Genomic DNA, 24,219 nt, shown 5'->3' on the forward strand with positions numbered 1-24,219 from the left:
AGGAAAAAGCACGAAGGAAGAGAATAGAAGATTACACCCTATTGTAGACGCCGTCTATTCTTCGCCTCCCCCTCTTCTTCGTGTACTTCGTGCCCTTCGTGGTGAAAATCTTGCTTTAGATCCAGAGGAGAATTGACCGTGATAGTGCCCAGAATTTTTCGCCCGCAGGCCATCATTCCCGCGTTGTTGCTGCTCGCGGCGCCCCTCGCCGTTCACGCGCAGGGCGATGCCGTGGGCACGCCGCAGCACACCAGGACCTTCGAGCGCCTCTTCGGCATTTCGCGCCACATCGACCCCGAGCGCGTCGCCGAGGTCAAGGCCCTGCCGCCGGGCGAGAAACTGGAGATCGACACGACTGGCGACGGCAAAATCAACGAGGTCTGGTACATCGACAACGGCTACCGCCACGACAAGGAAATCATCCTCGTGCGTGCAGTGGACGAGGACGGCGACTACGCCGAGACCGGGCGCATGGACCTGGACAGCGACCTGTATTTCTTCGACTGGGACGCGGATGGCTACATCGACGTCGTGATTGACTATGTGGACGACGACGGCGACAACGATCTCGATCAGATGGGCCTCTTCTACAACAAGAACTGGCGCGACGGCAAGGACGACATGACCGTCTGGTGGGCCATGGACATCGGCGACGACAACCTGCTCTGGTACGACGTGAACGGCACCTACTACCAGCCGCTCTGCCAGTGGCGCACGCATTTCAGCGGCGACGAACTCTTCTACCAGTTCCGCCTCACCGTGGACGACGAAAAATGGGTGAACGTGTGGGAGGACCCCTTCGCCTTCTACGATCCGGACGGGGACCTGGCGAGCGAGGTGGTGGTGCGCATCAGCGCCGTGGGCGACCAGGTGAAAAACCTGCGCTACAGCATCGACGCGGACGACGACGCCTACGGGCGCGACACGCACAACTACGATTTCTCGATCACCGCGCTTCCGCCGGAGGAGGGCCTTTCCACGGAAGGCTGGCATTCGGAGGTCCTGACCATCCGCGGCGTGGAGACACTGCCGGTGCTCTCCTGGGACAAGACGAAGGAGTTCGGCCAGCAGGCCAACTGGGGCAAGGCCATGCTCACCTGGGACGAAATCAACAGTAACACCGACGAAAACCCCGCCCAGGACCCCCATGAGCGCTGGGAGGGCATCCTCAACGCCAAATCCAAACACGGCGACTTCGAACAGGTCGGCGGGCCGCCCTCCTCACCCTTCAACAAGCGCGTGGAGGTATCGGCGAATCCTGCTTCGCCGCTGGCACTCTATTTCGACGAAGTCGACCAGCGTTTTCACCTGCTCGGCGCGGACTACGGCTACATGGATGTGGATTATAACCTCGACGGCGTTGTGGACGGCGCGCAGACCTGGAAGGACACCGACGGCGACGGCAAGCTGGATGTGCGCGAGATTGACGTAAACAACGATGGCGTTGTGGACATTGTGCAGGCCCTGAAGCCCGGCGATCGGGCCTTTGCGCTGGAATTCGAGGCGTTTCCCGACACCTACAAGCCCGCCATCGCCCGCGCGCTCGAAGAGGGCCAGGCCTTCATCGACACCGCCGTGGGCGTCCTCGGCGAAACCCCGGCGGACGTACAGGAAATTATCGATTTCTACAGCGGTCCCCTGGCGGCTCACCACCCCGAGACGGAGATCGGATTGCGCATCCGCAACACCCCGGCGGGCGCGCGCTTCTACGTGGAGCTGGTGCGTGATCGCCTTTTTGCGCGCATGAAACGCGATCATGCGGACAAGCCCTACATGGAGGAAGTCGTGCGGCGCTATGAGGCGGGCGACTACGCCGGCGCGACTACCCACCTGCAGAACCGCGCCGGCGTGATTCCGTATCCCGCCGGAACGGCCCCGCTCGCCCGCAACGGCCAAACCTACACCCGGCGAATTCCCGTAACGGTGTCCGCAAGCGTGACGGACGAGGCGCCCCAGTTCTACCAGGATTATCCGGTCAGCATTCCCGTCGCGGACCTCCGCGCGACGGCCCCGGATTTCAATCCCGCAAACTGCGTCGTCGTCGACGGTGAATTCTGGCTGGATTGGCGCGCGGTCCCGCACCAGGTTGATAGCTGGCGGCACGCTGGCCACATCAGCAATTCAGCGAAGAACGACACCGCTCGACGAGGGCGGTCCGAAATACAGCTCGGTAGTGAATGGCTGGTAGGGAATAATGATAGCGCCGCAGGGTTCACAGGTCTGTCCTTCAACGGAGTCAGAACTTCAGGTGGTGCAATGGAACTCTCCTTCGTTGCCGACATTGAGCCGGGTGAGTCCCGTTTGTTCTATGTCTATTACAATCCTGAAAGCGCGCAAGCGCTGGCATACACGAAACTCACCAACGCCGTGCCCGAAAACCCCGGCTACGTGGCCTGGGAGTCCGACGCGGGCGCCTTCCGCTTCTACACGGGCCAGTTCGATTTCTTCGGGAAGCAGGTCCAGCTGCTACCGCGCGACGAGCGGCTGATTTACCCGCTTATCGACGTGAATTACCACGCCCAGCAGGATTGGGGCATTGACGCCCTCCACGTCGGCAAGACCAGCGGGCTCGGCGGCGTCACCGTGTATCGGGGGGATACCGCGTATCCCGTGCAGAGCCCCGCCGGCGAAGGCGATGTGACCTTCGAGTACAAGGTGCTGGGCTCCGGGCCCGTCCGCGCCGCCGTGGAAATGATCGCCACCAACGTATTCCCCGATCAGCCCGAGGCGCCCGTCTCGATTCGCGCGTTCATCTACGCGGGCCGCGCCGAGAGCGAGATCAACGTGCTGCTGCCCGAGGGCCTGGACGGCGCAAGCATCGCGGCGGGCCTCATGCGGCTGGAGGGCGGCGATAGTTTCTCCCGCGCGGGCGCGATCGGCGAATGGGGCTACCACGGCGACGACATCGGAGAGATCGGGCTGGCGCTGGCCTGGAAGCCCGAGCCCTCGGCCGGCGCGGTGCTGAGTCGCGAGGCCGAGCGTCACGTGGTGACCGGCCAGGGCGATCGCGCCACCTACTGGATCCGCGGCGGCTGGCGCCGCGGCATGCAATACCCCGTCAGCTACGATCACCAGAACTGGGAGCGCGAAATCCGCGAATGGGCTGCCGCCCTCCACGCCGACCTGGCCGTGAGCGTGGGGGAGAAGCAGGACACGGACCGCCAATGACGGAACACGACCGGCGCGGCCGCGAGGGGACGGACACGCGCTGACCACACAAAATCCGCGCACGTATACTGGCGTCCCGCGCCTGAGACCGCCGCCGTTCCCGAACACCGCGGGTGCGCGTGCCTGTCCCCATCGGGGTAGCCAGCGGAGGCGTGGTCATAGCGCAACCCGAACCAGCCCCGGTCGGGACGTTGACCCCCATCGGCGCCTCCAGTGGTTCCGCGACCAGGTCGTCATCCGGCGCGGGGTGTTGGGGCAGCCGCTGGCGACGGTCCTGCGCGCGGACAATGCGCCCGTACAGGGCACGGACCGCTTCATCCTGGAGGCGTCGAACGCGTGCCTGGTGGACGACGTGAACATCGGCGACGGGGTGTCGCGTTCGATCGTGGTTATTCCTGGAACATCCGCGCGTTGCGCAGCAGCGTTTCCTCCGAGGCGCGGAAATTGGGCGAGATGGCCTGGAGTTCGGCCAGGTGTTCGCGGGCCTGCTCGCGCGATCCAAACCGCGCCTCAACGCGCGCCAGCTGGAGCGTCGACTGCGCGACGAGCGTGCGGAGGCCCGTGTCGTCGGGCGCCTGGGCGTGCATTTCGCGCGCGACGTCCTTGACGTGCCGCCAGGCTTCGAGCGCGGGTTCCAACACCTCGGGATCCCGGAAAAGCGTCTCGTCCATCAGAATGATCGCGTATTCCCGCGCGCGGTGCAGGTTTGCAGGCTGGAGCGTCCGGCTTGCGTAAAGTTCGGTGCGGACCGCCCGCGCGAGCTCGATGCGCGGTGTCCCCAGGTCATTCAACAAACGGTGGCTTTGCAGGTAGCAGAACATGCCGTATTCATACCGGATCTTGGGGTTTTCCGGATGTGTTTCCGCCAGCTTTTGGTACTCCGCCAGCGCCTCCGCCAGTTTGCCTGTGACAGCGTAGTGTTCCGCGCGCTCGAGGGTCGGCGCCTGGCCGAACAGCTGGAGGCTGCGCGTCATGAGATAGTCCGCGGGCCGCGTCCAGACCGCAAAATTAACCAGCACGAGACTGGCGATGGAGAGGGTGCGCAACATACTGCTACTCCTTTGGCCGGCGTTGCGTGCCGGCCCGTGCGAACGGGGGTACTGCGGGGCGCCCGGTGGATTGGGGGGCAAACGACCGGATGCGCGTGGCCAATTGCCGCACCCGGCGGGCGCCGGGTCATGCGCCGTACTATCTTTGCCGCGCGGCGCGCAATTGAACCTTTCAAAATATTAGCAACTTTGATGCCAATAGTTCAAATTTATCGAAATTGACTGCTTGGAGCCGAATATCCCGCAAAATCGGCCGGTAAACCAATGGCAATGCTGCGCCTCAATCCTCCTGGCCTCCATGCGCACGGCGTTCGTGTGCGCAATCATGGTCATGGATGCGCACACCTCGACCCGGGAAGGTGTGCGGAACGCTCGGCGGCATACCGTGGTGTACGCGACGCGGTCCCCGGGCTACCGACCGGTAGGAATAGGGCCGAATGCGCCGACCAACGTGCGGACGGCGCGCCGCTCTACAGCGTTACCTCGCGGCCCGTGCGGCTCGATTCGTAGGCCGCCTCGGCGATGGCGACCGCCTGTCGCCCGTCCCATCCCGTGCCGTTGCAGTCCTCCGATCGAACGCCGTCCACGAGTTTCTGGAGGGTGGCCGCATAGGTTTTCAGGCGCACGGGATCGAGGAAGCCCTTGCCCTGCCAATCGATCTTTTCCTGCACGGCGCGGACCTCCCAGGCGCCGCCGTGCTCGGCCACGCGGAGCTCGCCATACCAGTCGGCGTCGATCTGGCCCTTTTCCAGGATCACCTGCGTGGAACCGCCGGTGCGCGGGATGCCCGGCGCGGGCGCCTCAAAGGAGCAGAAGACGGTGCACACCGTGCCGTCGTCCAGCGTGAGCATGAGATCGGAGGTGGAATCCACGACGTACGCCGGATCGAAGGCGCGCACCTTGGCGAACACCTTAACAACCTCGCGCCCGGTCAGCCACCGGATCTGGTCGAGGTTGTGGATCCCGTGGCCCAGGAGGATGCCCACGTTTTCCTTTTGCAGCTGCCATGCGGGGGTGGTTTTCATGCCATCGGGGACCACCTGGGTGTTCTGAATGCGCAACACGCGGCCGAGGGCGCCGCTGTCGATGATCCGCTTCATCTCCACGTTGCATACGCGCTCGCGCTGCGTGTAGGTGATATCGCAGCGCAGGTTGATTTCGCGGCAGGCCGCGAGGATCGCGTCGCACTCCGCCACGGTGCAGGCCATCGGCTTGTCGATGAGCAGGTGTTTCCCCGCGCGCGCCGCGGCCAGCCCCTGCGCGCCGTGGAGGCCGTGCGGAGTTGCAATGCAGACGGCGTTCACGTCATCGCGCGCGAGCAGCGCTTCCAGCGAGGTTTCCAGGGGGACGTCGTATTCATCCGCCAGTTCGCCGGCGCGGCTGCCGACCGCAACGGCCGCCAGGCGCGCGCCGCGGACAAGCGTTTGTACGGTCCGCGCGTAGGTTTGCCCCATGAATCCAGCGCCAACAATGGCTATACCCAGCGGGCGATCGTCTTGTGCTACCATGGTTCTCCCTCTACGGGTTCAAATGCGGGCCTCGCATGCGTATACTAGCCGATGGCGGGCCCGGTAGTGCAAGAACAGGAAAGGAAAGACGGGATGTTTCGTCTATGCACATCGCTGGCGCTGCTGGGCGCGGCGCTCGCTTGCGCGGAGAGCGCGCCGGCCTGGCCCGGCTTTGACTGGAACGACTGGCAGGCGCTTACGGGCGTGGAGCGCCCGGATATCGAGAGCCCGCAGGCCGGCCTGCCCGATCTGCTGCCGCTGCTTAAGAACGATCCCGCGGACGCGCGCGAGTTCCCCAGCCTGGTCGTCTGGAAGCGCAAGCGCGACCTGATCCGGCACCGGGTAAGCACGCTGATCGGCACGGGAACCGGGCTGCGCTTCGATGCCGCGGATCCGGAGATCATTGGCGAAGAGATTCTGCCGGAATACAAGCGGTTTCACATGCGATTGCCCGGCCTGCTTGATGAGCCCATTCCGGCCTATCTGCTCATACCGCACACCCTGGTCAGCCGGCCGGCCCCCGCCATGATTGTGCTGCACCAGACCCAGGCCCCCGGAAAACGCGAGGCGGTCGGGCTGGAAGGGGACCCGGAGATGGCCTTCGCCGACGAACTTGCGAAGCGCGGCTACATCTGCCTGGCCCCCGACGCGAAGGGCTTCGGCGAGCGCATCCCGGAGGGCGGCCAGCCCTACGACGGCGCCATGGATTTCTACCGCGCCCACCCCGAGTGGTCCTTTTTCGGCCAGATGAATATCGAGCTGGTACGGATGGCGCAGTTCCTGGCGGCGCGCGGCGACGTCGATGAATCGCGCATCGGCGTTATCGGCCATTCGCACGGGGCCTACGGCGGGATTGTGGGGGCCGCTTTAAACACCGATATTTCCCTCGTTGTGGCAAGTTGCGGCTTCACCACCCTGCGAACCGACCCCCGGCCGGATCGCTGGAGCCACCTGACCCCGCTGCTGCCCCGGCTCGGCTTTTATGTGGACGATATCAAGCAGGCTCCCCTGGACTGGCATGAAGTCGCCGCTATGATCGCGCCGCGCGCCTTCTACAACTACGCCACGCTCGATGACGATATCTTCCCCGAGACGGACAATCTGGCCGAGGTGTACGCGGACCTGGAGAAGCTGTACCGGCTGCACGGCGTGGAGGACAAGTTCCACGGCGAACTGGCGCCGGGAAAGCACCAGTTCCCCAAGGCGGCCCGCGAAGCGGCCTACGCGTGGATCGACCGCCAGTTCAAGGTTGAACGCGCGGCGGGCGGGGCGGCGGCGCCATGACCAGCCGCGCTGCGCACGCGAATGCCGGCATCCTCTGCGCCCTGGCGGCCTCCATCATGGCGTACGGCTGGGGCTATCGCGGCATTGTGGGCCATGAGGGCGGCGCCATGGTCCCGGGCGCGCTGTTGGGCCTGGCGATCTGCCTGGCCTCCGGGCGAGCCGACTGGTACCGCCGCGCGGCGGTTGCCGGTCTCTTCGGGGCGGCGGGCTGGGCCTGGGGGGGCTCCATAAGCTATATGGAGCAGACCTTCTACACGGTCACCGATTCGTTTCCCGATGTCCTCTACGGATACGCCGTGCTGTTCTTTGTGGGCGGCCTCTGGGCCGGCATCGGCGGGGCCGTGCTGGGCCTGGCCTTTACGCTCCCGCGATCGGCGCTCCAGCGTCTATCGGCGCCCTTCGCGGCTATCGGCGCGGTGTATCTGGCCTTATACCTCTACCTGTTTTTCGACCACGCCGCCCGCGATGTGTGGGAGCGGCTTTCGGCCCAGCACTTTCACGACGGCGATTTCCTCGCCGCGCTGATCGCCCTCGTTACCTGCGGGCTCTATGCGCTGGTCCGGAAGCAGGAGCGGGGGGAGGCGCTGCTCTACTGCGCCGTGTGTCTCGCGTGGTTCGCCGGCTATCTCGGCCTCACCTGGATCGGCGGGATTCAGCTGGCCCCGCCCTACCGCAACGAAGGCTGGGGCGGCGTGCTGGGTATGCTCGTCGCATTGATAGTCTATTTGCACAGAACACAGAACCGCGCCGCGCTCCTGCTGGCCTGCTACGGCATGCTCGGCGGCGGCCTGGCCTTCGCCGCCGCCGTGTTTATCCGCCATCCCGTGCGTGTGGAATGGGGGCCCTTCGCTTCCTGGGGCGGCATGATGCAGTGGAAGATCGCCGAAGAAAGCTTCGGCCTGCTCATGGGCCTCGCCATCGCCCTGGGCGCCCTGCGCTTGTTGCGGGGCGGCCTCGCGCCCGCCGAGGAGGATGCGCCGCGCAAGCCCCTCGACATCTTTTCGGTATTCGTGGTGATCGTCGCCCTGCTCTGGATGAACGCGCGGCGCGGGCCGGAGCGCTGGATCTACCGCTACAACCTGATGACCTCGGAACCCGCCGCCGGATTGCCCCCGTGGCTCTGGCTCGCTATCGCCGGTATCGTCATGTCCGGCCTGGCGCTGTACGCCCTGCGGCTCTACCAGCGCGACGCCCTGGCCATCGCACCCCCCACGGCCTTCGGCAAGGGCCAGTGGGTGCTCCTGTTTCTTCTCTGGTCCACCGTCGCCACCGGATTCGCGCAACAACTCCCCGAGGCGGGGTCCCGCGGCTACCCCCTCGTGGAGATGAGCTTCATCCTCTTCGCCGCCGCCGCCACGGCCCTGCTGCTCGGGATGGGGAACCCCGCGCCCGCCGCTTCCCCCGGGAGCGTGCCGCCCTCCGACGCCCGCTGGAAGCTGGGCAAAGGCTTCTATACGGCCTGCGCCGGCGCCCCGGTGATGCTGGTTGTCATTTCGCTGCTCAGCATCGCCATGCAGGATGGTCCGGTGGCGGGTGCGCGCCTGCGTTTCGGGCCCGAGGCATACTGGCGCGAAGCCGCCGCCGTCATGGGAACCTGGAATGTTTCGGGCGTCGCCGCGCGACCGGGCGCCGCCCCCGATCAGCCCGCGCCGGACGGGCTCCATACTATTGATTTCCTGCGCGATCGTTCCGCCATCATTACCTCCGCGGCTGGTGATCGTATCCCGGACGCGCACCGGTGGTATCACGCCGATTCACGCATTCACCTCGATTGGTACGGTCGCCTGCCCGAACACGAAGACAAGGAAACCCTGGTAATGGAGTTGACGGATGGCCGCCTGTACGTGCCCTGGCCGCCCGCGGGTGAACGCGCGGGCTACCTCGTGCTGGAACGCGCCCCCTGATCGCGCCTCGTTCCGCCCGATGGAAAGTGGCGCAGGCCGCCCTCACGCGAAATTGGCCTTGGAGGCCCGTACACGCTCGGTCAGTCGCCGGGCGGTTATTGAGTTTTAGTAACACTCTAGCGGTCTGAAGCGCGTAACAGTATGTGTTTTTGCTAATGGAGCCAGAGTGTATGGAGCGCCGGCGGCCCGCCGGCATTGCACCGAAGGTGCAAGAACTCGTTGCCGGAGTCCGTCGACGACACGCGGCTTCTGATGCAACGGTAACATGTCCAGAACGCTGTATTGCGCCGGCGTCGCAATCTGCCGGCGGGCCGCCGGCGCTCCATAGTTGCACGTAGCCTTTATTCAACGACTCGCCCTGCTCTGGCCACTGTACTTCGCTCGGCTAAAGTGTTCGCGAGTTTCAACGTTGCGTACCGCGGCCACCGCGCCGCGCATCGTCATTTGACGGAAGGAATACCATAATGCCCTTTTTTGGAAGCGTGTCCCGAAATCTTTTGCTGGCCATCGCCGCATGTGCGGGCGTCGCCGCACCGGCTCTCGATCTGTCCAGGGCCACCGTCGTTGTGCGCGGCGGGGACGTTCCCCACGTCGAACGCACCGCCGTCACCGTGCTCGTGGAGGAAGTCGAACGGCGAACCGGGATCGCATTGCCGGTCGCCGAATCCTGGCCCGCCAGCGGCCCCGCGATTGCCCTGCTCTCCGGGGCGGATGCCCAGCTTCAGGGCCGTCCGGCGCCCGCCGCCGAGCGGACGGCTGCGGCGGAAGGCTACGCCCTGGTCACGGCGGAGGACACCCTCTGGATCATCGGCGCGGACCCGAAAGGCGCGCTCTATGGCGTGGGCCGGCTCCTGCGCAATTTGGACTGGGCCCCCGGCAGACTTCGGCTGGCCGCGCCCCTCAATCTGACCACGGCGCCCGACGACTCCATCCGCGGCCATCAGTTGGGCTACCGCACGACGGCGAACAGCTACGACGCCTGGACCCCGGCGCAATACGATCAGTACATCCGGGAACTGGCCCTGTTCGGCGTGAATGCGATAGAGAATATCCCCTTTCAGGACGACGACAGCCCGCTGATGCCCGTCACGAGGCAGGTAATGAACCGGGCGCTCGGCGAAAGCTGCCGGAAGTATGGTGTGCAGTACTGGGTTTGGACGCCCGCCACGGTCGACCTGACCGACCCGGAGAAGCGCGCCGCGCACCTGGCGGAGCACGAAGCCTTCTACCAGGAATCCTCGCACCTGGACGCGGTCTTCTTTCCCGGCGGCGACCCCGGTCACAACCACCCGAAAGATGTGATGCCCTTCCTCGAAGATCTTTCGACAATCCTCGCGAAACACCACCCCGACGCGGGGATCTGGATGTCGCTGCAAGGCTTTGACGCGGAACAGGTCGACTATTTCTTCACCTGGCTGGAAGAACACAAACCGGCCTGGTTCAGCGGCGCGGTGGGCGGCCCGTCCAGCCCGCCCCTGCCCGTGCTTCGCGCGCGCCTGCCGGAGCAATACCGCCTCCGCGACTATCCGGACATCACCCACACGGTCCGCAGCCAGTACGCGACCCAGTGGATCGATCCCGCCTTTGCGTTCACCTCGGGCCGCGAGGGGACCAATCCGGAGCCGGTCTACTACAGCACCATTTTTCGCGCCTTCGCCCAGTACACCGATGGTTTCATCACCTATTCCGACGGCATGCACGACGATGTTAACAAGACTGTGTGGAGCCTGCTCGGCTGGGATGTTGACTACGATGTTCGCGACGGCCTCATCGAGTATTGCCGCGTGTTCTTTGGCCACGACGCCGCCGAGCGCGCCGCCGACGGCATCTACGCCCTGGAGCGGAACTGGGCGGGCCCGCTTGCGATCAACGGCGGGGTGGAGGCGACCCTGGCGCTCTGGCAAACCCTCGAAAAGGCCTACCCTGAACTCCGCGACAACTGGCGCTGGCAGCTGTGTCTCCTGAAGGCTCACTATGACGCCTACATCCGCGCGCGGCTCATCCACGAGGAGAAACTCGAGGCCGGTGCGAACGCCGCGCTTGCCCAGGCCGGAGAGGTTGGCGTGGAGCCCGCCATCGACCGCGCGCTGGCGATCCTGGCGAAGGCCGGGCCCGAATCCCCGCGCCAGGAGCTTCGCGCGGCGATTGAGAACCTTTGCGAGCGCTTGTTCCATTCGATCGGCTACCAGAGCAGCGTCCCGAAATACGGCGCGAACAACGCCCAGCGCAGCGCGGTCCTGGACTTTGTCGATCATCCGCTGAACAACCGCTGGTGGTATGAAGATCAGCTCGCCGAAATCCGCGCCCTGGGTAACGAGGCGGAACAGCTCGCCCGCCTCAAGACCATCTACACGTGGGAAAACCCGGGCCCGGGCAGCTTCTACGACGATATCGGCAACGTCGCCCAGTCGCAACGCCTGCTCCGGGGCGAATCGCTCTACACGGATCCCCTCATGCGCCGCCACATGAACCCCGATTTCATGTGGTGGGACGACGGCCTGACCCGGGTGCGCCAGTCGTGGATCAGCAAGATGGACTGGCCGATGGGCCTTCGCTACGACGGGCTCGACCCCGAGGCGGATTATGTCGTGCGCACAACGGGATACGGCCAGTGCCTGTTGCGCGTCAATGGCGAGCGGGTTACCCCCACCATCGACGGAAAGGACATCGGCGAGATCAAGGAGTTTCCCGTGCCCCGCAATCTCTACCAGGACGGTACCATCGTTCTTACCTTCGACGTGCCCCACGAACCCGGGATCAACTGGCGGCAGATGTCGCGCCTTTCGGAGGTCTGGCTAATCAAGCAATAGGCAGGTCCTGAAACGGACTCAGCATCGAGGGGATTTCCACGGTGGCGTTCCCGCGCGTCCACCGGCGCGCGCGGGCGCCCTGCCGCTCGTGGCCCCCCCGAATCCATTCCCAGCATATCCGCCGCGCTGCTATAATCAAGCGCCGCGACACCTCGAAAACGCGAAGGAGGCTCCATGCCTGTCAGTATCCACATCCAGCTTACGCACTGCATCAACAAAATCATCCAGCTGCAGCCGAAGTCGGTACTCGATGTGGGGTGCGGCTTCGGGAAGTGGGGCTATCTCTGCCGCGAATACCTGGACGTCTTTCCCGGCCGCCCCTACCCGGACCAGTGGATAACCCGGATCGACGGCATAGAGTTCTTTGAACCCTACATCATGCCCCACCAGCGCTTCCTCTATTCCAACATCATGATCGGCGACGTGCGGGACCTGTGCAAGGAGATCGACCACTACGACCTGATTATTGCCGGCGATGTTATCGAGCACATGTTCAAGGACGAGGCCGAATCGGTGCTCGAAACCCTCTATGCCCAGGCGAACAAACTCCTGATCGTGAACATCCCCCTCGGCGAGGGCTGGATACACCCCGAGGAGTACGGTAATCCCGCGGAGTTACACCGAAGCGAGTGGTATGTGGAGGATTTCGAACCGTTCCGCGCCGAATGCGCCAAGTACGGCCTGGAGACCGGCCTGCAATACGGGTCCTTCTTCTGCGAAAAGGGCGTGCCCGACGAGGAGCGCATCGCGGGATACTTGTTTGCGGCGGATTTTCACGCCAAGCGCGGCAATTGGGAAAACGCATCGCGCTACGCCCACGGCGCGATAGCCCTGCAACCGGGAAACGTCAACGCGATCTGTTTTCTGGTGGATCTGGAACTGAACCGGGGGAATCTACCGGCGGCGATCGGCGCGCTCGAAGCGGGATTTGCCGTAAATCCTTCCTTCGTGAAGGCGCGGCTCTATCTGGCGCAGCTGCTCGACCGCGCGGGGCGCAAGGAGGAGGCGCGGGGGCACGCCGAAGGGTTGCTTGCGGATCCGAAGGGCGACGCGACCTTGCGGTCCGAAGCGGAAGCGTGGATGCGGCAGCGCGGCTACACCGCCAGCGCGTGATCGAGAGAATTCGAGGCGCGCGTACGCCGCCCGCCCGGAAATCAGGACCGCTTCACTATTTCCTTCACCAGGTCCTTGCGCACAGAATAGGACCGGCGCCCGAACTCGATGTAGTAGTAAGGGTCCTTGTCCACGATGTTGTCCGCCGGCTGGCTAAGCCCGCTGTGGAACTGAACGAGGTACACGTGCGCGCCCTCAAGCGGCTGGCCGGGGCCGGGCCGCGACGGGGATTCCGGTCGCGCCGTACGGGACTGCACGCCGGACGCGCTTCCGGCGCCCTTGCGGGAAAACACGCTTCGCGACGCGGTCACCGTGCGCCCATCGAGCAGGGACTGCACCTTGACCACGTAGTTCTGGGTTTCCCTGAACGGGGGGATGCCGCCGTACTTCAAAACATTGCCCGGACCCGCGTTGTAGGCCGCCAGGGCCAGGTCGAGGTTGTCGTTGAACATGCCCAGCATCTTCGAGAGATACTGTGTGCCGCCCGCGATATTCTCATACGGGTCGAAGATGTCCTTCACCCCCATGTCCGAGGCGGTCCCGGGCATCAATTGCATCAAGCCGCTCGCCCCCGCACTGGAAACCGCCGTGGCGTTCCAGTTGCTCTCCACTTTGATTACCGCGGAGATAAGGTTAGCGTCCACATTGTACCGGCGTCCCTGTTCGGCGATGAAATCCCGGAGCTCCTCCGGCACGATCATGCGCTGCGTGCGGGATCGTGACGGTTTGCGCCATTTCGGGTCAATGTAGATCGGTTCGAAGTCGATCTCTACTTCCTTGTAGCCCTTCTTCTTCGAATATTTGGCGCCACGATTGGTCAGCGTGACCACGCCCTCGCCGCTTTCAAACTGGCGGAGATTTTGCTCCCGGTACCGTTCCATCGCGTTCTGGCGTCGATTCTGCGCGTGGTTATGCGCAATGGTCCGGGGGCTCATGGAAGAGGATTCCGCGGGTGTCGATTGCGCGGGGAGCAACCACGATCCCGCGGCGGTCAGCACGCTTGCCAGCACCACGCCCCGGAATCGCGCCACCGGGCGACCGTACGGGTGCACGGGCATTTCGGAGAATGCATTGTTCATTGTCAATAGTATACCCCTGGTTCCCGATCCGGGCAAGCCCTTTCTCGCCAGCGGAACGCCCGGATAACCCGGCGTCATCTTGCGTCGAGCCGGAAGACGGTGCTACGGTTAGCCCATTCACCAGAGGATCCCAGGGTGCCCGAGTCACCATCTCCCGAGTCGCAACTTATCCGGTATCTTATCGATACCGGAAAAACCATTGCAACCGCCGAATCGTGTAGCGGCGGCTTGATTGCCCATCGTCTCACGAATGTGCCCGGGGCGTCAACCCCTTTCCTCGGCGGGCTCGTGGCTTACAGCAACGCCGTAAAGGCCGCCATGCTCGGTGTCTCCGAAGCGGTGCTCGCGGAACATGGCGCCGTGAGCGATCCCGTGGCCCGCGCCATGGCCATCGGCGCGCGGGAGCGATTCGCATCGGACTACGCTGTCGCGGTGACCGGAATCGCGGGCCCCGGCGGCGGGACGCCGGAAAAACCGGTGGGCCTCGTATATATGGCGGTCGCCGCCCCCGATGGCTGCCGGGCGGCGCGTTACTTGTTTCAGGGCGACCGCGCGGCCGTTAAACAACAGACCGCGGACGCGGCGTTAACCTTGCTTTGGGAGACAGTTCAGTAATGAGTTCGGACTTTGTACATCTGCACGTCCATTCCGACTACAGCGTGCTCGACGGCGCCTGCAAGACGAAGGAACTGCTCGACCGCTGCCAGAAATACGGAATGGAGGCCTGCGCCCTCACGGACCACGGCAACCTCTTCGGCGCCGTCGAGTTCTACCAGATGGCGAAGTCCCGCGGCATCAAGCCCATTATTGGCTGCGAACTGTACGTCGCCCCCGGCAGCCGGACCGACACCCAGCAGAAGTTTCTCGGCTCCTTCAACAACCACTTTCTCCTGCTCTGTGAGAACGAAACCGGCTACCACAACCTGTGCAAGCTCAGTTCCCGGGGCTACCTGGAAGGCTTCTACTACAAGCCGCGCGTCGACGATGAATTGCTCTACAAGCACCGGGAGGGCCTCATCGCGACCACCTCCTGCCTGGCCGGGCGCGTGCCCCAGGCTATCCTGCAGGACAATATGGACCTGGCCGTCAAGGAGCTTGAGCGCTACATCGAAATCTTCGGCAAGGACAACTACCTCGTCGAACTCATGCACCATGGCATCGAGGAGCAGGACAAGGTCAACCCCGTCCTCTGCCAGTTCGCCGAAGATTACGGCCTGATGCTCATCGCGACCAACGACTGCCACTACATCGACCAGTCCGACGCGGAGGCCCACGAGGCCCTCCTGTGCGTGCAGACGGGCACGACGCTGGAGGACGAGAAGCGCTTCCGCTTCCCGACGAACGTATTCCATTTCCGATCGCCGGACGAAATGAAGGCGATTTTCAAGGATCACCCCGAGGCCATCACCAATACCGTGAAGGTCGCCGAGCGCTGCAACCTGGAGATCCCCCTCGGCGAAAGCCTCATCCCCGCCTACCAGCCCGAAGGCGGGTACCGGGAGGGTGAGACGCCGTTTTCGTACCTGACCGATCTGGTTATGCGCGGGCTCAAGGATCGCTACGGAGATACCCCCGACCCGGCCTATGTCGAGCGCGCGGAATTCGAGCTGGGCGTAATCGAGCGCATGAAGTTCGTCGACTACTTCCTCGTCGTCTGGGATCTCATCAATTTCGCCAACCAGGAGGGGATTCCCGTGGGGCCGGGCCGCGGATCCGGCGCGGGCAGCATCGTGGCCTATGCGCTCAAGATCACCAACATCGATCCCATGCGCTACCAGCTCCTGTTCGAGCGCTTCCTCAATCCCGACCGCGTCTCGATGCCGGATTTCGATATCGACTTCTGCTACAACCGCCGCGAAGAGATGATCGCCTACGCCTATCGGAAATACGGGCGCGAAAACGTCAGCCAGATCATCACCTTCGGCCGGATGCTCGCCAAGAACGTGGTCCGCAACGTCGGCCGCGTGCTCGGCATGAGCTATGGCGAAGTCGACCGCATCGCCAAGCTGATTCCCGATGAGCTCAAGATCAAGCTCAAGGACGCCCGGGAAAAGGTCCCGGAACTCGACCAGATCATCCAGGAAGATCCCCAGGTCGCGAAGCTGTGGCGCCTGGCCGAACGCCTCGAAGGCACCATTGGCAACTGCGGCACCCACGCCGCCGGCGTCGTCATTTGCGACCACGACCTCACCGACCACGTGGCGCTCTACAAGGCCTCCAATTCCGACACCGTGGCGACCCAGGTCGAAATGAAGTGCGTGGAGGAAGTCGGCCTCCTCAAGATGGACTTCCTCGGCCTGCGCACGCTGACCGTGGTCCACGAGGCCGTCCGCCTCATCCGCGAGAACCGCGGCATCCACATCGACATCGACAACCTGGAGCCCGACGACGACAAGACCTACGCGCTGCTCCGCTCGGGCCAGACCACCGGCGTGTTCCAGCTGGAAAGCTCCGGCATGCGCGATCTGGCGAAGCGCATCGGCCTGCAGAGCCTGGAGGAGATGAGCGCGCTGGTGGCCCTGTTTCGCCCGGGCCCCATGCAGTTCATCGACACCTATATTCAGGGCAAATACCACCGGGAGACCATCGAGTACGACCACGAGATCACCCGGCCTATCCTCGAGGAGACCTACGGCATCGCGGTCTACCAGGAGCAGGTCATGCAGCTCGTGCAGGCCTGCGCCGGATTCAGCCTCGGCCAGGCCGATATCGTCCGCCGCGCCATGGGCAAGAAGAAGAAGGACCTGCTCGACGAGCAGAAGATCAAGTTCGTGGAGGGCTGCGCCACCCGGGGCATCGACGCCAAACTGGCCAATGTGATCTGGGACAAGATCGAGACCTTTGCCGGCTACGGCTTCAACAAGTCCCACAGCGTGGCCTACGCCTTCGTGGCCTACCAGACCGCCTTCCTCAAGGCGAACTACCCCGTCGAGTTCATGTGCGCCCTGCTCACCAGCGAATCGGGCAACCTGGATAAGGTGGCGCTGTACGTGGACGAGTGCCGCCGCATGGGCATTGACGTGCTGCCGCCGGACATCAACCACAGCTGGAACCACTTTGCGGTGGAGGGCAACGCCATCCGCTTCGGCATGGGCGCCATCAAGAACGTGGGGGAGGGGCCCACCGCCGCCATCACCGAGGAGCGCACGAAAAACGGCTCCTACGACGACGTCTTCGACCTGTGCAAACGCCTCGACACGCGCCTCGTCAACCGGCGCTGCCTGGAAAGCCTCAACAAGGCGGGCGCCTTCACCGGGACCGGCTGGAACCGCAGGCAGGTCGAGGCGGTGCTCGATCAGGCCCTCGGCGAGGGCCAGAGCGCGCAGCGCGACCGCGACGCCGGCCAGTTTTCTCTTTTCGACATGGACGGCATGGAAGACACCATGGCCACCATGCACCAAAAGCCCGATCTGCCCAATTTTCCGGACCACGAGGTCCTGCAGATGGAAAAGGAGATGCTCGGGCTGTATATCAGCAGCCATCCGCTCGACCCCTACGACCGGATCATCGAGCGCTTCGGAACCGCCAACCTGATCAACCTTTCCGAATACAAGGATGGGGAAATCATCAATGTGGCGGGCGTTATTACCAGCGTGCGGATTCACGTGACCAAGAAGAACGACCGCATGGCCTTCGTCGCCCTCGAAACGCGGCAGGGCCTGCTCGAAGTCACCGTGTTCCCCAGCACCTTCGAGCAGAAGGCCGGGATTATCGCGGCGGACATGATTGTCATGATGCCCGCGCGTGTCAACTACCGGAACGACGAGCCCGGCCTGGTCGCGGAGGATGTCTACGCTATCGAGGACTCGGAGAAGCACCTCACGCGCGCCCTGCACGTGCGCCTGCCCCGCAACGTCATCCGCGACGGCGCCCTGGAGCGCCTGGCGGAACTGCTGGGCAACGCCAGGGGCAATTGCGACGTCTACCTCCACTGCCAGACCGCCGGCGGCGCCGAAGTCACGATTCACACCACCGAGGCCTGCCTCGTCCCCGCCGGGCGCCAGTTCGCCTACGCTGTGGAAAACCTGGTCGGCCCCGACAACGTCTGGTTTTCCGGAGGCATGGGCCTGCCCACGCACCGCCCGCCGGAGATCGTCCAGCGCGAAAAGAAGCCCTGGGAACGAAAACGCGCCGGCTGATCGGCGTTGCGCCGCGAACAGGTCCAGGGAATCAGGTATTCGGTCGGGCGCGCCTTGCAGATCACCACGCATTTCTGCTCCAATGCTGCTCGGAATTATTACACGCGCCCGCGTCCCGCTCGCCCGCCATTCGGCGCGCAGCCGCGCGGCCCTGGAGACCCACCCGTGAAGTACCTCATCGCGCCCCTTTGCCTCGCCCTTGCACCCCTGGCCCTGGCGGAAGACGCCATCCGCCAACTCCCCGCGTCCGAATACCTCAGCCGGATGACCGCCGGTTGGATCGGCCAGATGGCCGGCGTCGGCTGGGGCGCCCCCACGGAATTCCAGTACAACGGGCGGATCATCCCCGCGGAGGAGTTTCCCGAATGGAAGCCCGAGTTTATTAACCAGTTCTATCAGGATGACCTCTACGTCGAGATGACGTTCCTGAAGTCACTCGAAGACTACGGCTGGGACGTGTCCCTCAAGCAGGCGGGCATCGACTTCGCCCGGAGCGGCTACGCCCTCTGGCACGCCAACGCCGCCGGCCGCGCCAACCTCCGCGAGGGCATCGCCCCGCCCGATTCGGGACACCCCGAATTCAACAAGCACGCCGACGACATCGACTACCAGATCGAAGCGGATTTCTCCGGCCTCATCGCGCCCGGCCTGCCCAACGTGCCGATCCGCCTGGGCGAGACCTTTGGCCGCATCATGAACTACGGCGACGGCCTCTACGGCGGCCAGTTTGTCGGCGGCATGTACGCCGCGGCCTTCTTCGAAACCGACCCCGAAGCCATAGTCCGCGCCGGGCTCGAGTGCATTCCCGCCGAAAGCCAGTACGCCGAGTGCATCCGCGACGTCATCGCCTGGTGGAAGGCGCACCCGGACGACTGGGAAGCCGCCTGGCGCGAGATCGAGACGAAGTACAACGAGAACCTCGACTACCGCCGCGCTTCCTGCGGCGGGAAGCGCAAGGAATTCAATATCGACGCCAAGATCAACGGCGCCTACATCGTCATGGGCCTGCTCTACGGCCAGCGCGACCCCGACAAGACCATTGAAATCGCCACCCGCTGCGGCCAGGATTCCGACTGCAACCCCTCCAGCGCCGCCGGCATCCTCTTCACCACCATGGGCCTCGAAAACGTTCCCGAAAAGTTCACGTCCGCCCTCGACCGCGACGCCGTCTTCTCCCACACCAACTATTCCTTCACCAAACTCATCGAAGTCTCGGAAACGCTGGCGCGCGACGCCGTCGTGCGCGCGGGCGGCGAAATCATCCGCGATGGGGAGCGCGAAGTATTTCGCATTCCCCGCCAGAAGCCAGAACCCACGGCGCTGGAGCAGAGCTGGAACCCCGGCCCCATCGCCAACAGCCGCTACACCGAAGCCGAACTCGCCGAACAAATCCGGCCCCAGGAGCTCTCCGACGGCCGCACCGACATGAACCAGGTGATCGCCAGCTTCGCCCCCGGCTGGCAGATAAGAGATTGCGGCCTCGAAATGGACCCCGGCATCCGGCCCGCCTACCGCGGGCGCCAGAACGTGCTCGTAACCCACCCCGACGACGGCGCCACGCCCGCCGTCATCTGGCGCGAGGGCACGATCCCCCAGAATACCCGCGGGACGCTCCGCCTCACCGTCAGCCACCACGACAACGCCGACTGGCAGCTTATCGTCAAGATCAACGGCCAGGAAGTGCACAATCAGCCCGTAAGCGCCGAAACCGTCACCGACGGCTGGCTCACCGTCGACATCGACCTCGCGCCCTACGCCGGCCAGACCGTCAAGGCCGAACTGCTGAACCAGCCCACCGGCTGGTTCTGCGAAGCCGCGTATTGGGGCGAGATCGCCTTGCTCGGCCTGTGATAGCCGGCCCGTTCTTCAGCGAAGGAATCCGGCAGCGGGCGCCGGGACGTTACGGAATGCGCCCCTCAGCGAGACACCGCGAACGCCACCGCCAGCAGCGCAAGAAACACCACCGCCCCGGCAATGGCGAAAGGCCGTATGGGTGACGGCAGCGCAAACGTCGCCCCGCACGTAAAGCAGCGCCCCGTCTTCCGCTTGTCCCCCGGACCTACTTCAAAGACCGTTCCACACCGTTTGCACTTGATACGCCTCATGACCGCGCTCCACGCAGTCCCCTCCCCGAACTGCAACCACACGACACCGGCGCTCCCACCCCCGGGAATACCGCTCCCCGAAAGCCGATCCCTATGATGCGCCTCCCGGGGGTGGAATGCAACACGAAAAAAGGGGGCCGGGGGCATCGAGTGCAAGTATAGTCAGGCCAGGATGCGTCCGAAATTTCGGTGGCGCCCTTATGGTAGACTTGATGCCAAAGGAATAAGCCAATATATGTGTGCGATTCATGCTAATGCCTGGGCTGCGTTAACAAGAGGCAATGTGGGGTGATTTGTCGTGGGAAACAGGAAGCTTACGTATACCGAATTCTCGGTCGCGGCAGCGCTCATCGGCCTGGTGGCCCTGCTGATCTTGCACATGTTCGCAAATACGTACGCCAACCACATGCGCTATTCGTGCCAGCAAAACTTGAAGGCTTTCGGAACCGTTTTCCGTATGTATATGGAGGAATCGGAGGGGGAATTCCTTCCACCGCCGGCACCGTACGCGGATATCGGCGAAGGTGGCTGGTCCAACCTAATATGGAGTGCTCCAAAGGGAATCACCATTTACCCGGATTATTTGAATGACCTCGAAATCGCGCGTTGTCCCTCAGACGGACTGCAATACCCGTACGCGAAAGACCTGTCACCACGGCTCCCGCGAGATGGCGGCACGTATGACACATGGCAAACGAAGGCGCTGTCCGAGGGCGACACTGTTTCATACGACTACTTCTTGAGCGCCGAACTCGCCCAGTCCTATCTGTACACGGGCTATCTCATGTTCGATAGCCCGGCTTATTATGGCTACTGCGGAGCAAGCACTGCGATCGACGATGGGGTTGACGTCGATATTATGGGTGTCGGTGCTCTGGGGGCCAAAAAGTTGAACGATGACCTGCCTATTGACGGAAGCCGCTGGCCTCCCTGGGTCCCTTCGCCTCCCGAAGCAGTTGGATTTGACAACCGACAGTCAATTCTACGTTTACGTAGTGGAATGCAGCGCTTCTTTATTACGGATGGCAGCCGCTGGTACTGGAACCAGGGGAAAAAACCCATGGTCCCATCCTCAAGCAGTGCACCTGTCATGTGGGATGCCTTCGGTCGAAACGACCCGGCAGAAAGTGACCCGGGGCCAGTCCTTTTCAATCACAAGCCCAATGGTGGAAATATCCTGTTCCTGGACGGCCACGTGGAGTATATGCGCTACGGCGAAACGTTCCCGATAATCGACAACCCAACGACTGTCGATTTGTACACGCGCTATGGCGTTCGTTAGACACAACGCTCCTACCGTGACGGTCGTACCCATACGCTCTGGCATCCGCCACCGGCCTGGCGTACCTCGTCGGAAGAACTACGCCCGGGTAATTCACACTTTCGATCCCGCCCGACTACGTCCGCACGTCCAGCGCCTGCAAACCCAACTTATCAAGGAACGCCTTGTCGCGGTCTATGTCGGGATTCTTCGTGCTCAGGAGTTTTTCATCCGCGAAGATAGATTTCGAGCCGACGAGGCGGCGCGGCGGCCGGCTCTCGCAGGTCATGGCCGATCAGCCGGGCTCAGGCGAAACATGATTTCGTACACAGCGCCTGGTCCCAACGAAAAAAGCCCTTTCCGGACTACCCGGAAAGGGCTACAAACGTCGAAGTGCAAAAATGGTCGGGGTGAGAGGATTCGAACCTCCGATCTCTCGCCCCCCAGGCGAGCGCCTTAAGCCGGGCTAGGCCACACCCCGACCGAAACTTGGTCAGTCTTTTTTTTTGGGACCGATCAGCGCGAGCATCGCCCGGACTTCGCCTTCGATGCGATCGACGAGGTCTATCGCTTCCTGCTTTGTCCGGGGACGCCCCTCGCCGTGCATTTCCTGCGCGATGCGCAGGCGCACGCCGTCGAGCGCCATCTTTTCGTGCCGCACGAGATGCTTTACGCGCCGCACTATCTCAATGTCTTTTTCGAGGTAGTAGCGGCGGTTTGCGCGGTCCCGCTTGGGTTTCAACTGTGGGATTTTCTCCTCCCATTGCCGGAGCAGGTGGATGGCGACGCCGGTCATTTCGCTGACTTCGCTGATGCGCAGACGCCGCTCGGGAGAAGTTGGCATGGTACTGGATCTTCGGGGGTAATTTCAAGTTGTTTGCGCGCCGGATTGCTCCGGGCCGGCTGGAAAACACGCCACTTTGGGCGTGTTCGCCGCCAGTGTATGAAAAAACCGCGCCGGCCCGCAAGGGGGGGCGGCGCGGCCTGTATTCCGAGGCGCTACTGGATGGGCTCGTCGTCCTGGGTCCAAACGGTGAGGTTGTGGAGGTCGTCGCGCTTGCCCGGCCACAGGCACCCGACGGCATACCCGAGTACGAACATGATCAGGTGCCCGAAGAGGCCCGTATAGTAGTTGTGGTTGAACGAGAGGCTCTGGGGAACGATGCCGAGGCCAACGAAGGCCATGTAAATGGTGTAGCCGGCCGTGAAAAGAATCGCCACGATTATGCTGCGATCATCGCCCACGCGCGTGAAGAACCCCAGCAGGTACAGGCCGAGCAGGCCGCCCGAAGTCAGCGCGGTGAGCACCGTCGCGACGTCCAGCAGCGTCTTGCTCTGCGCGGCGTAGAGCACCGTGGCGCCGACGATCATGATCACCGCCATGAGGCCGCCCACGGACTTCGCCACGATCACGTAGTGCGCGTCGGACTTGTCCTTGGCGATGTGGCGCTTGTACACGTCGACCAGGGAGACGGCCGAGACCGCGCTGATGCTGGAGGAGAGGCTGGACATCGCGGCGGAGAGCACGGCCGCGATGACGAGGCCGGTCAGGCCCATGGGCAGTTGCTTCGTCACGAAGTAGGGCAGCACTTCCTCCGACTTGCGCGTGCCGTCGAGCATCTCCACGGCGGCGGGGTCGGGGAAGACCTGGTAGTACACGTAGAACGCGGTGCCGAGGAACATGAACATCGCCCAGGTCGGGACGCTGAAGCACGTGCACACCCACATGGCGATGCGGGCCTGCTTGATGCTGGCCGAGGCGGCGTAACGCTGCACCACGTTCTGGTTCGCGCTGTATTCCATCATCCAGTTGCCGAGGCCGACGAGGAGGAAGAGCCATATCGTCTTCTCGTGCACGCTCCCCCAGAAGGGCACGGGCGACATCACGGCGTCGGAGGAACTGAGGAAGTCGTAGATGCCAAATTTGTTATTTTCGGCGCCGACTTCAATGATCTGGCCGATGCCGCCGGGGAGCTGGTAAATGATGACGCCGAGGCAGATCACGGCGCCGCCCCAGAGCACCAGCGACTGAATGAAGTCGGTCCACATGACCGCTCGAATGCCGCCGAGAACGGTGTAGAACGAAGTGATCACGCCGCCGATGAGGATGGCCCAATACGGATTGAAGCCCGTAATCGTGTACAGCAGCACCGTCACGAGGTAGAGAATCAGGCTGACCCGAACGACCTGCATGATGATGAACGCGATTGCCGCATACATGCGCGTGATCGGCCCGAAGCGCGTTTCCAGGTATTCGTAGGCCGAGGTTACCCGCGCGCGCCGGAAGAACGGCAGAAAGAAGAACGTCGCCACCAGCACCGCGAGCGGCATCGTGTAGTTCGGCACCATCCGGTACCAGGCGGTCTTGAAGGAGTCGCCCGGATATCCCACGAAGGCCACGGAACTGATCGAGGTTGCGAACATCGAAAAGCCGACCAGCCATCCGGGGAAGGATCGGTCCCCGAGCAGGTAGCCCTCGGTGGTGCGCCCCTTGCTTGCGAAAAACGGTCCCAGCGCCGCCATCGCGCCGAAATACAGCACGAGCACGACATAGTCAACCCAGGTAAAGTGGTCCACGGTGACGATTCCTCTCTCCAAAATTCAATAAAAAGCCGGTCGCATGGTATCAGGCGCCCCCGGCGGGATCAAGTTCAGATTTCACAAGTTTCGGCCACCTCTTTCCGTATCATGCGCTTGAGGCTCGCGATATCCTCCTCTATAATGGCGTTGCGCGGGCCGGGCGCACCGTGTAGCGCGCGGTTCGCCTGTGGGGATGGGGGAGAAGGGGCCGCCGCCGCC

The 24,219-nt window shown here is 63.6% G+C and carries 16 protein-coding genes and 1 tRNA gene; 9 read left to right on the forward strand and 8 right to left on the reverse strand.

Annotated elements, in window-relative coordinates; genetic code table 11:
* Positions 1-138 precede the first annotated feature (138 nt).
* Positions 139-3,168: a DUF4861 family protein gene (locus tag KF886_12250; GenBank protein ID MBX3178128.1), complete on the forward strand. Its 3,030-nt coding sequence runs from the start codon at positions 139-141 to the stop codon at positions 3,166-3,168.
* 389 nt (positions 3,169-3,557) lie between these two features.
* On the opposite strand, the gene KF886_12255 is transcribed toward KF886_12250, so the two are convergent.
* Positions 3,558-4,217, reverse strand: coding sequence for a hypothetical protein (locus KF886_12255; GenBank protein MBX3178129.1), 660 nt, complete (start codon positions 4,215-4,217; stop codon positions 3,558-3,560).
* Between the two features lie 470 nt (positions 4,218-4,687).
* Complete coding sequence (locus KF886_12260; GenBank protein MBX3178130.1) at positions 4,688-5,725, reverse strand: Gfo/Idh/MocA family oxidoreductase; 1,038 nt, start codon at positions 5,723-5,725, stop codon at positions 4,688-4,690.
* A 93-nt stretch (positions 5,726-5,818) separates the two neighbouring features.
* Between KF886_12260 and KF886_12265 the strand changes: the two genes are divergently transcribed.
* The 4 genes from KF886_12265 to KF886_12280 all read left to right on the forward strand — a co-directional run bounded on the left by KF886_12265 (position 5,819) and on the right by KF886_12280 (position 12,836).
* Positions 5,819-7,009: an alpha/beta fold hydrolase gene (locus KF886_12265; protein ID MBX3178131.1), complete on the forward strand. Its 1,191-nt coding sequence runs from the start codon at positions 5,819-5,821 to the stop codon at positions 7,007-7,009.
* The gene (locus KF886_12270; protein MBX3178132.1) at positions 7,006-8,913 is read left to right on the forward strand and encodes a hypothetical protein; all 1,908 of its coding nucleotides are present in this window, start codon (positions 7,006-7,008) and stop codon (positions 8,911-8,913) included. Before KF886_12265 ends, KF886_12270 begins: the two co-directional genes overlap by 4 nt.
* A gap of 482 nt (positions 8,914-9,395) precedes the next feature.
* Positions 9,396-11,723 carry a hypothetical protein gene (locus KF886_12275; protein ID MBX3178133.1) on the forward strand — a complete coding sequence of 776 codons (2,328 nt, stop codon included), beginning with the start codon at positions 9,396-9,398 and terminating at the stop codon, positions 11,721-11,723.
* 174 nt (positions 11,724-11,897) lie between these two features.
* Entirely contained in the window at positions 11,898-12,836 is a 939-nt protein-coding gene (locus KF886_12280) for a hypothetical protein (protein MBX3178134.1), read from the forward strand.
* 41 nt (positions 12,837-12,877) lie between these two features.
* On the opposite strand, the gene KF886_12285 is transcribed toward KF886_12280, so the two are convergent.
* Complete coding sequence (locus tag KF886_12285; protein ID MBX3178135.1) at positions 12,878-13,537, reverse strand: lytic transglycosylase domain-containing protein; 660 nt, start codon at positions 13,535-13,537, stop codon at positions 12,878-12,880.
* A gap of 546 nt (positions 13,538-14,083) precedes the next feature.
* Between KF886_12285 and KF886_12290 the strand changes: the two genes are divergently transcribed.
* The 3 genes from KF886_12290 to KF886_12300 all read left to right on the forward strand — a co-directional run bounded on the left by KF886_12290 (position 14,084) and on the right by KF886_12300 (position 19,905).
* Positions 14,084-14,530 carry a CinA family protein gene (locus KF886_12290; GenBank protein ID MBX3178136.1) on the forward strand — a complete coding sequence of 149 codons (447 nt, stop codon included), beginning with the start codon at positions 14,084-14,086 and terminating at the stop codon, positions 14,528-14,530.
* Entirely contained in the window at positions 14,530-18,054 is a 3,525-nt protein-coding gene (dnaE, locus tag KF886_12295) for a DNA polymerase III subunit alpha (protein MBX3178137.1), read from the forward strand. Before KF886_12290 ends, dnaE begins: the two co-directional genes overlap by 1 nt.
* 165 nt (positions 18,055-18,219) lie before the next feature.
* On the forward strand, positions 18,220-19,905 hold the full coding sequence (locus KF886_12300; GenBank protein ID MBX3178138.1) for an ADP-ribosylglycohydrolase family protein: 1,686 nt from the start codon (positions 18,220-18,222) through the stop codon (positions 19,903-19,905).
* A 65-nt stretch (positions 19,906-19,970) separates the two neighbouring features.
* Here the strand turns inward: KF886_12300 and KF886_12305 are convergent, their stop codons facing one another.
* Positions 19,971-20,159 carry a hypothetical protein gene (locus KF886_12305; GenBank protein ID MBX3178139.1) on the reverse strand — a complete coding sequence of 63 codons (189 nt, stop codon included), beginning with the start codon at positions 20,157-20,159 and terminating at the stop codon, positions 19,971-19,973.
* Between the two features lie 298 nt (positions 20,160-20,457).
* Between KF886_12305 and KF886_12310 the strand changes: the two genes are divergently transcribed.
* Positions 20,458-21,441 (forward strand): hypothetical protein, encoded by a 984-nt coding sequence (locus KF886_12310; GenBank protein MBX3178140.1) that lies wholly within the window; start codon positions 20,458-20,460, stop codon positions 21,439-21,441.
* Positions 21,442-21,556: 115 nt separating this feature from the next.
* Here KF886_12310 and KF886_12315 read toward each other — a convergent pair whose 3' ends face one another.
* The 4 genes from KF886_12315 to KF886_12330 form a co-directional block, all read right to left on the reverse strand.
* The gene (locus KF886_12315; GenBank protein MBX3178141.1) at positions 21,557-21,709 is read right to left on the reverse strand and encodes a hypothetical protein; all 153 of its coding nucleotides are present in this window, start codon (positions 21,707-21,709) and stop codon (positions 21,557-21,559) included.
* 113 nt (positions 21,710-21,822) lie between these two features.
* A tRNA-Pro gene (locus KF886_12320) sits at positions 21,823-21,901 on the reverse strand.
* 12 nt (positions 21,902-21,913) lie between these two features.
* On the reverse strand, positions 21,914-22,264 hold the full coding sequence (locus KF886_12325; protein MBX3178142.1) for a MerR family transcriptional regulator: 351 nt from the start codon (positions 22,262-22,264) through the stop codon (positions 21,914-21,916).
* 155 nt (positions 22,265-22,419) lie between these two features.
* On the reverse strand, positions 22,420-23,997 hold the full coding sequence (locus tag KF886_12330; GenBank protein ID MBX3178143.1) for a sodium/solute symporter: 1,578 nt from the start codon (positions 23,995-23,997) through the stop codon (positions 22,420-22,422).
* Between the last annotated feature and the right edge of the window lie 222 nt (positions 23,998-24,219).

This window comes from Candidatus Hydrogenedentota bacterium, from assembly GCA_019637335.1.
GTDB lineage: Bacteria > Hydrogenedentota > Hydrogenedentia > Hydrogenedentales > JAEUWI01 > JAEUWI01.

Excerpts from the sequence above, each read along its gene's own strand:
- KF886_12255 (MBX3178129.1), bottom strand. The coding sequence starts at position 4,217 with ATGTTGCGCACCCTCTCCATCGCCAGTCTCGTGCTGGTTAATTTTGCG.
- KF886_12260 (MBX3178130.1), bottom strand. The coding sequence starts at position 5,725 with ATGGTAGCACAAGACGATCGCCCGCTGGGTATAGCCATTGTTGGCGCT.
- KF886_12265 (MBX3178131.1), top strand. The coding sequence starts at position 5,819 with ATGTTTCGTCTATGCACATCGCTGGCGCTGCTGGGCGCGGCGCTCGCT.
- KF886_12270 (MBX3178132.1), top strand. The coding sequence starts at position 7,006 with ATGACCAGCCGCGCTGCGCACGCGAATGCCGGCATCCTCTGCGCCCTG.
- KF886_12280 (MBX3178134.1), top strand. The coding sequence starts at position 11,898 with ATGCCTGTCAGTATCCACATCCAGCTTACGCACTGCATCAACAAAATC.
- KF886_12285 (MBX3178135.1), bottom strand. The coding sequence starts at position 13,537 with ATGATCGTGCCGGAGGAGCTCCGGGATTTCATCGCCGAACAGGGACGC.
- dnaE (MBX3178137.1), top strand. The coding sequence starts at position 14,530 with ATGAGTTCGGACTTTGTACATCTGCACGTCCATTCCGACTACAGCGTG.
- KF886_12305 (MBX3178139.1), bottom strand. The coding sequence starts at position 20,159 with ATGAGGCGTATCAAGTGCAAACGGTGTGGAACGGTCTTTGAAGTAGGT.
- KF886_12315 (MBX3178141.1), bottom strand. The coding sequence starts at position 21,709 with ATGACCTGCGAGAGCCGGCCGCCGCGCCGCCTCGTCGGCTCGAAATCT.
- KF886_12325 (MBX3178142.1), bottom strand. The coding sequence starts at position 22,264 with ATGCCAACTTCTCCCGAGCGGCGTCTGCGCATCAGCGAAGTCAGCGAA.